Here is a 12980-nt window from a genome sequence, read left to right as displayed (position 1 = left end):
CAGACGGTGCGGCGCCGGCCGCGCCGTGCGGCTGGTCGGGCAGCAGCCCGTCGTCGAGCACCTCGCCGATGCTGCCGACCAGCGCCTCGCCGCCCGTCACGACCGGCCGGCGCCGCGCGCGCAGCGCGACGCTCGACACGCCCGCGACCAGCAGGCCGCCGCCGAGCGCGAGGCTCGCGATCACCGGCCACGGAATCCCGTAGCCGGGTACGTCGGTGTCGATCAGCATCAGCGCGCCGATCGTGAACGCGACGATCCCGCCGAAGCCGAGCACGCCGAAGGTCGGCAGGAACGCTTCGGCAACCAGGCAGCCGAGCCCGAGCAGCACCAGGCCGAGACCCGCATAGCTGATCGGCAGCAGCTGCATCGCGAACAGCCCGACCAGCAGGCAGATCGTGCCGGCGACGCCCGGCAGCACGAAGCCCGGGTTCGCGAATTCGAAGAACAGCCCGTAGATGCCGATCGTCAGCAGGATCAGCGCGACGTTCGGATCGGCGATGATCGACAGGAACCGGCTGCGCCAGTCGGGCTCGACCACGACGAGCGGCGCGTGCGCGGCCGCGACGCGCAGCGTGCCGGCCGTCGTCGTCACCGTGCGGCCGTCCAGTTGCCGCGCGAGATCGGCCGGATCCTGCGCGATCAGGTCGACCACGTGCTGCGCACGCGCCTCGTTCGCCGACAGGCTGACGGCCTCGCGCACCGCGCGCTCGCCCCATTCGGCGTTGCGTCCGCGCAGTTGCGCGAGGCCGCGCAGGTATGCGGCGGCGTCCTGCATCGCCTTGCGGATCTCGGTCGACTGCGTGTCGGCCGGCAGTGCGGCCGACGTGGCGGCCGCGCCGGAGGCGCCGGATGCGCCCGACGGCGGTGGCTGCGGTGTGGCCGGATTCGCGCCCGGCGCGCCGCCGATGCCGAACTGCACGGGCGACGCCGCGCCGAGATTGGTGCCGGGCGCCATCGCCGCGATGTGGCTGGCATAGACGATGTAGGTGCCCGCGCTCGCGGCCCGCGCGCCGCTCGGCGCGACGAACGTGGCGACCGGCACCGGCGAGCCGAGGATCGCCTTGATGATCTGCCGCATCGACGTGTCGAGGCCGCCGGGCGTGTCGAGCTGCAGGATCGCGAGCGGCGCGTGCTCGCGCGCCGCGCGCTTGAGCGAGCGGACGATGAAGTCGGCGCTGGCCGGCCCGATCGCGCCGTTGACCGGGATCACGATGACGGGGGGAGGCGAAGCCGGCGTACCGCTCGCCGGCAACTCGGCAGCGGGCGCCGCGACGGCCGCGCATACGACGAGCAGCGCCGCGAACAGCGCGGCGCGCGCGACCCGCGCGGACAGCGGGTGACGGGGGCGGCCGCGCGGCGAGGCAGGCGCCGGCGGCGGCTGACGACGGTGAATGTGCATCGGGACGTCCGGGCGGCGCGCGGCCGCACGCCGTCCGGCTCGCGGAATGGGCGTTGGCCCGATGCTTAAAGATTAGGCGGTTTCAGGAGAAAGCGCGAAAGCGCGGCGCTCAGCGCGCGCCGCCCATCCGCGCGAGCACTTCGTCGCGATACTCGGCCGGACTGCGCCCGCTCCACTTGCGGAACGCGCGATAGAACGCGCTCGGCTCCGCGAAGCCGGCGGCGGCCGCGACGTCGGCGATCGAGCGCGCGGGATCGGCGAGCGCCTCGAACGCGAGGTCGCGCCGCAGCGTGTCCTTGATCGACTGGTACGCGTGGCCTTCCTGATGCAGCTTGCGGCGCAGCGTCGCCTCGGCGACGTAGAGCCGCGCGGCCATCCCCGCCGCGCCCGGCCACGCGGCGGGCGGCATCCCGCGCAGCACCGCGCGCACGCGCTGCGCGAGCGCGTTCGGGTTGCGGTACTTGACGATGAAGCTCGCGGGCGCGTTGCGCAGGAACGTCTTCAGCGTCTTCGCGTTCTGCACGACCGGCAGCGTCGCGAATTCCGGGTCGAAGTCGACATAGGAATCGGGCTGGTTGAAGCGCATGTCGTCGCAGAACATCGACGGGTATTCGTGGTCGGCGGGCGGCGTGTCGCAGCGGAAGCTGGCGTGCAGCAGCGGGATGCGCCGCCCGATCAGCCAGCAGGTCAGCCCGTAGACGATGATGAAATAGGTCGCGTACGTGAACATCGCGGGCGTCGCGCCGTTGTTGCGATGCACGAAGCGCAGCCGCACGCGCTGCGGGTTCGCGTCGAGTTCCGCGTGCAGGTCGTCGAGCACGCAGTGCATGAAGTTCACCGCGCGCGCCATCGCGTGCAGCCCGTCCTGCGCGGACAGCGCGGCTTGGCTCATCGCGATGAAGCTGCCGCTGCGCATCGGGTGGCGGTCCTGCCCGAAGAACTCGTCGTCGAGCGCGCGCGCAATCGCGTTCCACAGCGCGCCGTACTGCTGCGCGGACACGCGGGCGCGCGGCTGCGCGAGCAGCGCGGGCGCGATGCCGGCCTGCGCGAGCAGCGGTGCGGACGCGACGCCGCGCCGCGTGGCGAGCGCGACGCTGTAAGCCACCAGGCTGATCGCGACGGTTCCCTTGTCTTCCTGCTTCATGGCCGTGGCCGGTATGGCAAAAACGCTCAGTGTAAATGAGCGGCGCGAGCATCGAACAGTCGCGCGCGCTTGCCTACACTTGTTGCATCGAAACAGAGGGACGGTCGCGCCAGGCGGCCGCGGGAGACAGCAGCACCATGGACGCGCTTTACACCGAAGACCAGCGGATGATCCGCGACGCCGCGCGCGCTTTTGCCACCGAGGTGCTGGCGCCGAACGCCGCACAGTGGGATCTCGACGCGAAACTGCCGGACGCCGTCGTCGCGCAGCTCGGCGAACTCGGCCTGCTCGGGATGATCGTGCCGCAGGAACTGGGCGGTTCGTACACCGATTACGTTGCCTATGCGCTCGCGATGGAGGAGATCGCGGCCGGCGACGCCGCCTGCGCGACGATGATGAGCGTGCACAACTCGGTCGGCTGCGGGCCGATCCTCGGCTTCGGCACGCCGGCGCAGAAGGATCGCTGGCTCGCCGAGATGGCGGCCGGCCGCGTGATCGGCGCGTTCTGCCTGACCGAGCCGCAGGCCGGTTCCGAGGCGCACAACCTGCGCACGCGCGCGGAACTGCGCGACGGCAAATGGGTGCTGAACGGCGCGAAGCAGTTCGTGACCAACGGCCAGCGCGCGGGTATCGCGATCGTTTTTGCCAGCACCGATCCCGAAGCGGGCAAGCGCGGCATTTCCGCGTTCCTCGTGCCGACCGACACGCCGGGCTTCATCGTCGGCAAGCCGGAGAAGAAGATGGGCATCCGCGCGTCGGACACGTGCCCGATCACGTTCGAGAACTGCGCGATTCCGGAAGAGAACCTGCTCGGCAATCGCGGCGAAGGGCTGAAGATCGCGTTGTCGAATCTGGAGGGCGGCCGCATCGGCATCGCCGCGCAGGCGCTCGGCATCGCGCGCGCCGCGTTCGACAAGGCGCGCCGTTATGCGGGCGAGCGCGTGCAGTTCGGCAAGCCGCTCGCCGAGCATCAGGCGATCCAGCAGAAGCTCGCCGACATGGCCGTGCAGATCAACGCCGCGCGCCTGCTCGTGCATCATGCGGCGAAGCTGCGCACGGCCGGGCTGCCGTGCCTGTCGGAAGCGTCGCAGGCGAAGCTGTTCGCGTCGGAGATGGCCGAGCGCGTGTGCTCGGACGCGATCCAGATCCACGGCGGCTACGGCTATCTGGCCGACTACGAAGTCGAGCGTCATTATCGCGACGCGCGCATCACGCAGATTTACGAAGGCACCAGCGAAGTGCAGCGGATGGTGATCGCACGGCAGCTTTGAGCGGCGGCGGTGACTGGAACGCAAGCCACGACAGCAACGAAAGCAACCAACGCAGGACAACAAAGGTACGAGGGTAGCGCGGTGAACGCGGCACGCAACGACGTGACCGTGCGCCGCGCAAGAGGGCATCGGCACATGGCGGGTCACGCATGCGCCGGCTGCCGGGACGCATGGAGACGGCCCGGCGGCGGACGAATACCGGCACGGAGCGCCGGCGTTCGCCGCCGCAAGGCATGGGACAGGAGACGACACGATGACGGCACAGGCATTCCTGGACGCACGCGATTTTCTGCTGCGCCATCGCACCGACTACGAAACCGCCTACCGCGATTTCGAATGGCCGGTGCTGGACACGTTCAACTGGGCACTCGACTATTTCGACCCGATGGCGCGCGGCAACGACAAGCCCGCGCTGTGGATCGTCGATGCGGCGACCGGCACGGGCGATCCGTATTCGTTCGCGCAGATGTCCGAGCGCTCGTCGCGGATCGCGAACTGGCTGCGCGGGATCGGCGTGACGCGCGGCGACCGGATCCTGCTGATGCTGCCGAACCGCGTCGAGCTGTGGGACGCGATGCTCGCCGCGATGAAGCTCGGCGCGATCGTGCTGCCGGCCACCACGCAACTGTCCCCCGACGACGTGCGCGACCGCGTGCAGATCGGCGGCGCGAAATACGCGATCGTCGACGAGAACGAAACCGACAAGTTCGAACAGCCGGGCCTCGGCCTCGCGCAGAAGATCGTCGCCGGCGCGCCGCGCGCGGGCTGGCTCGCGATGAACGACGGCTATGCGGCCAGCGCCGCGTTCGAGCCCGATGCCGTCACGCATGCCGGCGATCCGATGCTGCTGTATTTCACGTCGGGCACGACGTCGAAGCCGAAGCTCGTCGAGCATACGCACCGCACCTATCCGGTCGGCCATCTGTCGACGATGTACTGGGTCGGGCTGCAGCCGGGCGACATCCACTGGAACATCAGCTCGCCGGGCTGGGCGAAGCATGCGTGGAGCTGTTTCTATGCGCCGTGGAATGCGCAGGCCTGCGTGTTCGCGTTCAACTACGCGCGCTTCGACGCGAAGGTCGTGCTCGACGCGCTCGTCAAATACCAGGTGACGACGCTGTGCGCGCCGCCGACGGTCTGGCGGATGCTCGTGCAGCAGCCGCTCGCGTCGTTCGATGTGAAGCTGCGCGAGATCGTCGGCGCGGGCGAACCGCTGAATCCCGAGATCATCGAGCGCGTGAAGAAGGCGTGGGGCATCACGATCCGCGACGGCTACGGGCAGACCGAGACGACCTGCCTGATCGGCAACCCGCCGGGCCAGCCGGTCGTCGCGGGCTCGATGGGCCGGCCGCTGCCCGGTTATCGCGTGACGCTGCTCGACCCGGACGGCGCGCCGGTGACCGAGGGCGAGATCGCGCTGCCGATCGGGCCGGACGCGACGCGTCCGGTCGGCCTGATGAACGGCTATGCGAACAACCCCGATGCGACGGCCCATGCGATGCGCGACGGCCACTATCGCACGTCGGACATCGCGATGCGCAGCGACGACGGCTACTACGTGTATATCGGCCGCGCGGACGACGTGTTCAAGTCGTCCGACTACCGGCTGAGCCCGTTCGAGCTCGAAAGCGTGCTGATCGAGCATCCGGCGATCGCCGAGGCGGCGGTCGTGCCGAGCCCGGACCCGTTGCGGCTGGCGGTGCCGAAGACCTTCGTCACGCTGCGGCAGGGCTACGAGGAAAGCCCCGCGCTCGCGCTGGAGATCTTCCGCTTCTCGCGCGAGAAACTCGCGCCGTACAAGCGGATCCGTCGCCTGCAGTTCGCGGAACTGCCGAAGACGATCTCCGGCAAGATCCGCCGCGTCGAGCTGCGTCGCCGCGAGATCGAGCGCGGCGACGACGCGAGCGCGCGCATGCCCGGCGAATACTGGGAAGAGGATTTCGCCGCCGAACTGAAATGAGCCGACCGCGCTGCGCGCCGTGCGCCGCGACCGCGGGCACGGTGTCGCAGCCGGCCTGAACCTGCCGAGCGCGCGGTATTTCGCGCGGCGGCGCACTGAAGGAGACAGAAGCGATGAGTGCGAATCCGACGCCCCGTACGGGGCAAGACGTGCCGACGGTCAAGCTGCTGATCGACGGCGCCTTCGTCGAGTCCGCCACGAGCGAGTGGCGCGACATCGTCAACCCGGCGACGCAGCAGGTGCTCGCGCGCGTGCCGTTCGCGACCGTCGCCGAAGTCGACGCGGCCGTGCAGGCCGCGCACGCTGCCTACGCGACGTGGAAGAACACGCCGATCGCCGCGCGCATGCGCATCATGCTGAAGTTCCAGGACCTGGTGCGCACCAACCTCCCGCGCATCGCGAAGACGCTGACGGCCGAGCAGGGCAAGACGATTCCCGACGCCGAAGGCGACATCTTCCGCGGCCTCGAAGTGGTCGAGCACGCGTGCTCGGTCGGCACGCTGCAGCTGGGCGAATTCGCGGAGAACGTCGCGGGCGGCGTCGATACCTACACGCTGCGCCAGCCGCTCGGCGTATGCGCGGGCATCACGCCGTTCAACTTCCCCGCGATGATTCCGCTGTGGATGTTCCCGATGGCGATCGTGTGCGGCAACACCTTCGTGCTGAAGCCGTCCGAGCAGGACCCGATGACGACGATGGAGCTCGTCGCGCTGGCGCTCGAGGCCGGCGTGCCGAAGGGTGTGCTGAACGTCGTGCACGGCGGCAAGGAAGTCGTCGACGCGATCTGCACGCATCCGCTCGTGAAGGCGATCTCGTTCGTCGGCTCGACCGCGGTCGGCACGCACGTGTACAACCTCGGCAGCGCGAATGGCAAGCGCGTGCAGTCGATGATGGGCGCGAAGAATCATGCGATCGTGCTGCCCGACGCGAACCGCGAGCAGGCGGTCAACGCGCTGGTCGGCGCGGCGTTCGGCGCGGCGGGCCAGCGCTGCATGGCGACCTCGGTCGCGGTGCTGGTCGGCGCCGCGCGCGACTGGCTGCCGGACATCGTCGAGAAGGCGAAGGCGCTGAAGGTCAATGCGGGCGCGGAAGCCGGCACCGACGTCGGGCCGGTCGTATCGCGCGGTGCGAAGGCGCGCATCCTGTCGCTGATCGAGGCGGGCGTGAAGGAAGGCGCGAAGCTCGTGCTCGACGGCCGCGACGTACAGGTGCCCGGCTACGAAAACGGCAACTTCATCGGCCCGACGATCTTCTCGGGCGTGAAGACCGACATGTCGATCTATACGCATGAAATCTTCGGGCCGGTACTGGTCGTGATGGAAGTCGACACGCTCGACGATGCGATCGCGCTCGTCAACGCGAATCCGTTCGGCAACGGCGTGGGCCTGTTCACGCAGAGCGGCGCGGCCGCGCGCAAGTTCCAGAGCGAGATCGACATCGGCCAGGTCGGCATCAACATTCCGATCCCGGTGCCGGTGCCGTTCTTCAGCTTCACCGGCTCGCGCGGCTCGAAGCTCGGCGATCTCGGCCCGTACGGCAAGCAGGTCGTGCAGTTCTATACGCAGACGAAGACGGTCACCGCACGCTGGTTCGACGACGATACGACGGCCGGCCCGGTGAATACGACGATCCGGCTGCATTGAGCGAGGACATCATGATGAAGATCGGTTTTATCGGCCTCGGCCATATGGGCGCGCCGATGGCGCTGAACCTGCTGAAGGCGGGCCATCGCGTGCATGCGTTCGACCTGAGCGCCGACGCGCTGCGCGCGCTGCAGGACGCCGGCGCGCAGGCCGCCGCGTCGCCGCGCGAGGCGGCGACGGACGCGACGTTCGTGATCACGATGCTGCCGGCCGCGCCGCACGTGCGCTCGGTGCTGTCCGGCGAGAACGGCGTGCTGGCCGGCCTCGGCGCGGGCGCGACCGTGATCGATTCGAGCACGATCGACCCGGCGAGCGCGCAGGCGTTCGGCGCGCTGGTGCGCGAGCACGGCGGCGCGTTCGTCGATGCGCCGGTGTCGGGCGGCACGGGCGGCGCGGCGGCCGGCACGCTGACCTTCATGGTCGGCGGCAGCGACGCCGACTTCGAGCGCGTGAAGCCCGTGCTCGCCGGCATGGGCAAGAACATCGTGCATTGCGGCGCGACCGGGATGGGGCAGGTCGCGAAGGTCTGCAACAACCTCGTGCTCGGTATCTCGATGGCGGCCGTCGCCGAGGCGATGTCGCTCGGCGTCGCGCTCGGCATCGACCCGAAGGTGCTGGCCGGCATCGTCAACACGTCGACCGGCCGCTGCTGGAGTTCGGATACCTACAACCCGTATCCGGGCGTGATCGGTACGGCGCCGTCGTCGCGCGGCTACACGGGCGGTTTCGGCACGGACCTGATGCTGAAGGATCTCGGCCTCGCGAACGACGCTGCGAAGCAGGCGCGCCAGCCCGTCTATCTCGGCGCGCTCGCGCAGCAGCTCTACCAGACGATGAGCAGTCGCGGCGACGGGCAGCTCGACTTCTCGGCGGTGATCCGCCTGTATCAACCGGCAACGAAGAAGGACGCGTGATGATCGAACTGGACTACGTCGACGACGGCGCGATCGCGTGTGCGACGCTCAAGCGGCCGCCCGCGAACGCCTTTACCGCCGACGGTCTGCAGCGGCTGCAGGCAATCGTCGCGGAACTGAACGCGAACTCGCGCGTGCGCGCGCTGGTGATCACCGGCGACGGCCCGAAGTTCTTCAGCGCGGGCGCCGATCTCAACACGTTCGCCGACGGCGACCGCGCGGTCGCGCGTGCGATGGCGACGCGTTTCGGCGCCGCGTTCGAAGCGCTGCACGACGCGCGCGTCGTGACGATCGCGGCGATCAACGGCTACGCGATGGGCGGCGGTCTCGAATGCGCGCTCGCGTGCGACCTGCGGGTCGCGGAGACGCACGCGCAGATGGCGCTGCCCGAGCCGTCGGTCGGCCTGCTGCCGTGCGGGCTCGGCACGCAGACGCTGCCCTGGCTGGTCGGCGAAGGCTGGGCGAAGAAGATCATCCTCGCCGGCACGCGCGTCGACGCGGCGACCGCGCTGCGGATCGGCCTGGTCGAGGACGTCGTCGACACCGGCACGTCGCGCGACGCGGCGCTCGCGCTGGCGCGCAACGTCGCGCGGCAGAGCCCGCATGCGGTTGCATACAGCAAGGAACTGATCGGCCTCGCGCGCCGCGGCGTGCCGCGCAGCGCGGCGCTCGCGGTCGAGCGCGAGCGTTTCGTCGACCTGTTCGACACGAACGATCCGCGCGAAGGCGTGGCGGCGTTTCTCGGCAAGCGCGCGCCGCAATGGGATACCGAAGGGGAGCAGCAACGATGAGCACGCCGGTCACGAGTCACGACGCATACGCGGAGCACGCGCCCGAAGTGCTGTTCCGCGTGGTCAACCGCGTGGCGCTGATCACGCTGAACCGGCCGGCCGCGCTCAATGCGCTGTCGTACGCGATGATCGGCGAGCTGGCCGCGCTGTTCGAGCGCTGCCGTCACGACGACCAGATCGTCGCGGTCGTGCTGCGCGGCGCGGGCGAGAAGGGCTTCTGCGCGGGCGGCGACGTGCGCCAGCTGTACAGGATGGTCGCGCAGCGCGAGACCTGGCTGCCGTTCTTCGTCGACGAATACCGGCTCGACCATGCGATTCATACGTTCCCGAAGCCGGTCGTCGCGCTGATGGACGGCGTGACGATGGGCGGCGGGATGGGCCTCGCGCAGGGTGCGGCGTTGCGCGTGGCGACCGAGCGCAGCAAGATCGCGATGCCGGAGACGCGCATCGGGCTCGTGCCGGATGTCGGCGCGACGCATTTCCTCGCGCGGATGCCGGTCGAACTCGAACTGTACGTCGGGCTGACCGGCGCGACGCTGTCGGGCGCCGACGCACTGACCGCGAAGCTCGCGGATCTGTGCGTGCCGTCGTCGTGGCTCGATACGTTCGAGACGCGGATCGAGAGCGTCAAATGGGACAGCGACGCGTTGCCGGCGCTGCGCAGGGTGTTCGAGCCGCCGTGCAACGTCGTGCCGCACGCGGCGCTCGACGGCCAGATGGCGTGGATCGTGCGGCACTTCGACAAGCGCTCGACGGTCGAGCGGATCGTCGCGACGCTGAAGCAGGATCTGGCGCGCGACGAGCTGTCGCGCGAGCATCGGCAGTGGCTGCAGGCGACGCTCGATGCGCTGACCGGCCATTCGCCGACGATGCTGGCCGTGACGCGCGAAGCGCTGCTGCGCGGCCGGCAGATGACGCTGGCCGAGTCGTTCCGGATGGAGCTCGGCATCGTCGCACGTGCGATCGAGGAGGGCGATTTTTGCGAAGGCGTGCGCGCGCATCTCGTCGACAAGGATCGCAAGCCGCGCTGGGCGCCCGCGTCGCTCGTCGAGCTGCGCGCCGAGCGCGTGCGACATTTCCTGACGTCGCCGTGGAAGCTGTTCGCGCATCCGCTCGCCGATCTCGGCACAGCATGACGCGTTGATGCGTCGATGCACCGCGCGGGCACGACAGCCGTGCCGCGCGGTGCCTTTTGTCTATCGCCCGTTCATCGTTCGAGCATCGGCGGAATCGCGTGCGCGAGCGCGTCGATCACGCAGCGCGTCTTGCGCGGCAGGTAGCGCGTCTTCGGCCAGATCGCGTGAATGCCGCCTTCGCAGACGAAGCAGCGGTCGAGCACGACCGCCATCTCGCCGCGCTTCACATAGTGGTCGAGCAGCCAGCTCGGCAGCCACGCAATCCCGAACCCCGAGGCGCCGGCCGCCGCGATCGCCTGCACGTCGTCGAAGCTCAGCTGGTGCTGCATGTCGACGCGCACCGTCGATCCGTCCGGCGCGCGCAAGTCCCACGGCTGCGGCACACCCGAGCGCGAGTAGGCGATCGTCCGGTGGGTCTTCAGGTCGTCGAGCGTGTGCGGCGTCCCGTAGCGCGCGAGATACGACGGCGATGCGCCGAGACTGCCGTACTGCGTGCCGAGCCGCCGCACGGCGAGGCTCGTGCTGTCGGCAAGCGGGCCGATGCGCACCGCGAGATCGATGCCTTCGTCGACGAGATCGACGAAGCGGTCCGTGATCGACACGTCGATCCGCAGATGCGGATAGGTGCGCGCGAGATCGAGCACGACGGGCGTCACGCAGTGATGCCCGAACGCGAGCGGCACGCTCAGGCGCAGCTTGCCGCGCGGCTCGTGGCGGCCGCAATCGAGATTGGCTTCCGCGGCCTCGAGTTCCGCGAGCGCGCGCACGCAGCGGTCGTAGTACGCCTGGCCGTCGTCGGTCAGGCTCTGGCTGCGCGTCGTACGCTGCAGCAACCGCGTGCCGAGCCGCTGTTCGAGCCGCGCGATCGCCTTGCCGACCGCCGAGCGCGTCATGTCGAGCCGCTCGGCCGCCAGCGCGAAGCTGCCGGATTCCACCACCTGCACGAACGTCGTAACGCCGTCGAGTTTGTCGGTCATCGTGGATAGCGCCTATTGGAGCATGCAGTTCCCGAATCCAGGGAAATTGCAGCGTCAATGGGGAGGGAAATTCTCACTATAGTACCGATTCCCGCCCTGCGCGCGTCGCCGGCCGTGCGCGGCGAACCTTCTTCGATATGACACCTGGAGGCGCGCGCCCTGTCGCAGGGGCGCGGCGCAAACTCGCATGACGCTATCCGACTCCCGCAGGAATGCGGTCGCGCTCGCGGCCGTCTGTCTCACGTCGCTGATGTTCGGGCTCGAGATCTCGAGCGTGCCGGTGATCCTGCCGACGCTCGAACGCGTGCTGCACGGCGATTTCAACGGCATGCAGTGGATCATGAACGCGTACACGATCGCGTGCACGACGGTGCTGATGGCGGCCGGCACGCTGGCCGACCGGTTCGGCCGCAAGCGCGTGTACGTGATCGGCACCGCGCTGTTCGGCGCGACGTCGCTGCTGTGCGGGCTCGCGCCGAACGTGCCGGTGCTGGTCGCGGGGCGGTTGCTGCAGGGCGCGAGCGGCGGCGCGATGCTGATCTGCCAGATCGCGGTGCTGTCGCACCAGTTTCGCGAGGGGCGCGAACGTGGCCGCGCGTTCGGGATCTGGGGCATCGTGTTCGGGATCGGGCTCGGCTTCGGGCCGATCGTCGGCGGCGCGATCGTCGCGCTTGCCGACTGGCCGTGGGTGTTTCTCGTTCACGCCCCGCTCGCGGCCGTCGCGCTCGCGCTGATCGGCGGCGCGGTGCAGGAGTCGCGCGATCCGCACGCGGGCACGCTCGATGTCGCGGGCATCGTCACGCTGTCGCTCGCGGTGCTGGGCCTTGCGTTCTACATCACGCAAAGCGCGGCCCTCGGGCTGACGAGCGCCGCCGGGCTCGGTGTGCTGGCCGCGACGGTGCTGGCGCTGGCCGGATTTTTCGTCGTGGAGCGCGTGAGCGCGCGGCCGATGTTCGATTTCTCGGTGTTCCGGATTCGCGCGTTCACGGGCGCAATCTTCGGTTCGATGGGGATGAATTTCAGCTTCTGGCCGTTCATGATCTACCTGCCGATCTGGTTCCAGGTCGCGCTCGGCTACGACAGCGTGACGGCCGGCCTCGCGCTGCTCGCGTATACGCTGCCGACGCTGGTCGTGCCGCCGTTCGGCGAACGGCTTGCGCTGCGTTACGGGCCGGGCGCCGTGATCCCGGGCGGCCTGTTCACGATCGCGGCCGGCTTTGCGCTGATGCGGCTCGGCAGCGCGGCCGAACATGCGAGCTGGCTCACGATGCTGCCGGGCTGCGTGATCGCCGGCGTCGGGCTCGGGCTCACGAATACGCCCGTCACCAACACGACCACCGGCGCGGTGCCGAGCGCGCGCGCGGGGATGGCGTCGGGCATCGACATGAGTGCACGGATGATTTCGCTCGCGCTGAACATCGCGGCGATGGGATTCGTGCTGGTCGCGGGAATCGTGGCGAGCCTGAAGGCGAACCTGGGCGGCGCGATCGGCGACGCGGCGCTGCGCGCGCTGGCTCAGCAGATCGCGGGCGGCCATGCAGGCGGTGCGCTGACGCTCGCACCGGAACTCGTTCGCGCGGATTCGGCGGGCACGGCGTTGCACGCGGCGCTCGTGCATGGATTCGGCTGGGTGATGGGGTACGGAGCGGTGGGGGTGGCCGTGCTTGCGACCGCGAGTGCGGTGGCGTTTGCGCCGGCGCGGCGGCGTGCGTCTGTCGCGGAGTGCCGGATCGACCGGTGAGCGT

The 12980-nt window shown here is 69.6% G+C and carries 10 protein-coding genes; 7 read left to right on the top strand and 3 right to left on the bottom strand.

Annotated features, from left to right (window positions below; genetic code table 11):
* Both BST28156_RS31690 and BST28156_RS31685 read right to left on the bottom strand, forming a co-directional pair.
* Positions 1–1399: NfeD family protein (locus tag BST28156_RS31690; RefSeq protein WP_174904306.1), on the bottom strand; the 1399-nt coding region annotated here is incomplete at its 3' end.
* Between the two features lie 109 nt (positions 1400–1508).
* Positions 1509–2543 carry an AraC family transcriptional regulator gene (locus tag BST28156_RS31685; RefSeq protein WP_060245644.1) on the bottom strand — a complete coding sequence of 345 codons (1035 nt, stop codon included), beginning with the start codon at positions 2541–2543 and terminating at the stop codon, positions 1509–1511.
* Positions 2544–2680: 137 nt separating this feature from the next.
* On the opposite strand from BST28156_RS31685, the gene BST28156_RS31680 reads away from it, so the two are divergent.
* The 6 genes from BST28156_RS31680 (at position 2681) to BST28156_RS31655 (ending at position 10258) form a co-directional block, all read left to right on the top strand.
* Positions 2681–3814: an acyl-CoA dehydrogenase family protein gene (locus BST28156_RS31680; protein WP_060245643.1), complete on the top strand. Its 1134-nt coding sequence runs from the start codon at positions 2681–2683 to the stop codon at positions 3812–3814.
* Between the two features lie 253 nt (positions 3815–4067).
* Positions 4068–5774: an AMP-binding protein gene (locus tag BST28156_RS31675; RefSeq protein ID WP_174904305.1), complete on the top strand. Its 1707-nt coding sequence runs from the start codon at positions 4068–4070 to the stop codon at positions 5772–5774.
* Positions 5775–5887: 113 nt separating this feature from the next.
* Complete coding sequence (locus tag BST28156_RS31670; protein ID WP_174904304.1) at positions 5888–7417, top strand: CoA-acylating methylmalonate-semialdehyde dehydrogenase; 1530 nt, start codon at positions 5888–5890, stop codon at positions 7415–7417.
* Positions 7418–7431: 14 nt separating this feature from the next.
* Positions 7432–8331: a 3-hydroxyisobutyrate dehydrogenase gene (gene mmsB / locus BST28156_RS31665; RefSeq protein WP_060245685.1), complete on the top strand. Its 900-nt coding sequence runs from the start codon at positions 7432–7434 to the stop codon at positions 8329–8331.
* Positions 8331–9122 (top strand): enoyl-CoA hydratase, encoded by a 792-nt coding sequence (locus tag BST28156_RS31660; RefSeq protein WP_174904308.1) that lies wholly within the window; start codon positions 8331–8333, stop codon positions 9120–9122. The genes mmsB and BST28156_RS31660 overlap by 1 nt, the downstream gene beginning before the upstream one ends.
* On the top strand, positions 9119–10258 hold the full coding sequence (locus BST28156_RS31655; protein ID WP_009692655.1) for an enoyl-CoA hydratase/isomerase family protein: 1140 nt from the start codon (positions 9119–9121) through the stop codon (positions 10256–10258). The genes BST28156_RS31660 and BST28156_RS31655 overlap by 4 nt, the downstream gene beginning before the upstream one ends.
* A gap of 71 nt (positions 10259–10329) precedes the next feature.
* On the opposite strand, the gene BST28156_RS31650 is transcribed toward BST28156_RS31655, so the two are convergent.
* Complete coding sequence (locus tag BST28156_RS31650; RefSeq protein ID WP_009692654.1) at positions 10330–11235, bottom strand: LysR family transcriptional regulator; 906 nt, start codon at positions 11233–11235, stop codon at positions 10330–10332.
* Positions 11236–11422: 187 nt separating this feature from the next.
* On the opposite strand from BST28156_RS31650, the gene BST28156_RS31645 reads away from it, so the two are divergent.
* Entirely contained in the window at positions 11423–12976 is a 1554-nt protein-coding gene (locus BST28156_RS31645; RefSeq protein ID WP_174904303.1) for an MFS transporter, read from the top strand.
* Positions 12977–12980 lie beyond the last annotated feature (4 nt).

Source organism: Burkholderia pseudomultivorans, assembly GCF_902499075.1.
GTDB lineage: Bacteria > Pseudomonadota > Gammaproteobacteria > Burkholderiales > Burkholderiaceae > Burkholderia > Burkholderia pseudomultivorans.
This window is presented reverse-complemented; position numbering and strand designations above follow the sequence as displayed.

Coding starts and splice junctions, on each gene's coding strand:
- BST28156_RS31685 (WP_060245644.1), bottom strand. CDS start 2,543: ATGAAGCAGGAAGACAAGGGAACCGTCGCGATCAGCCTGGTGGCTTAC.
- BST28156_RS31680 (WP_060245643.1), top strand. CDS start 2,681: ATGGACGCGCTTTACACCGAAGACCAGCGGATGATCCGCGACGCCGCG.
- BST28156_RS31675 (WP_174904305.1), top strand. CDS start 4,068: ATGACGGCACAGGCATTCCTGGACGCACGCGATTTTCTGCTGCGCCAT.
- BST28156_RS31670 (WP_174904304.1), top strand. CDS start 5,888: ATGAGTGCGAATCCGACGCCCCGTACGGGGCAAGACGTGCCGACGGTC.
- mmsB (WP_060245685.1), top strand. CDS start 7,432: ATGAAGATCGGTTTTATCGGCCTCGGCCATATGGGCGCGCCGATGGCG.
- BST28156_RS31660 (WP_174904308.1), top strand. CDS start 8,331: ATGATCGAACTGGACTACGTCGACGACGGCGCGATCGCGTGTGCGACG.
- BST28156_RS31655 (WP_009692655.1), top strand. CDS start 9,119: ATGAGCACGCCGGTCACGAGTCACGACGCATACGCGGAGCACGCGCCC.
- BST28156_RS31650 (WP_009692654.1), bottom strand. CDS start 11,235: ATGACCGACAAACTCGACGGCGTTACGACGTTCGTGCAGGTGGTGGAA.
- BST28156_RS31645 (WP_174904303.1), top strand. CDS start 11,423: ATGACGCTATCCGACTCCCGCAGGAATGCGGTCGCGCTCGCGGCCGTC.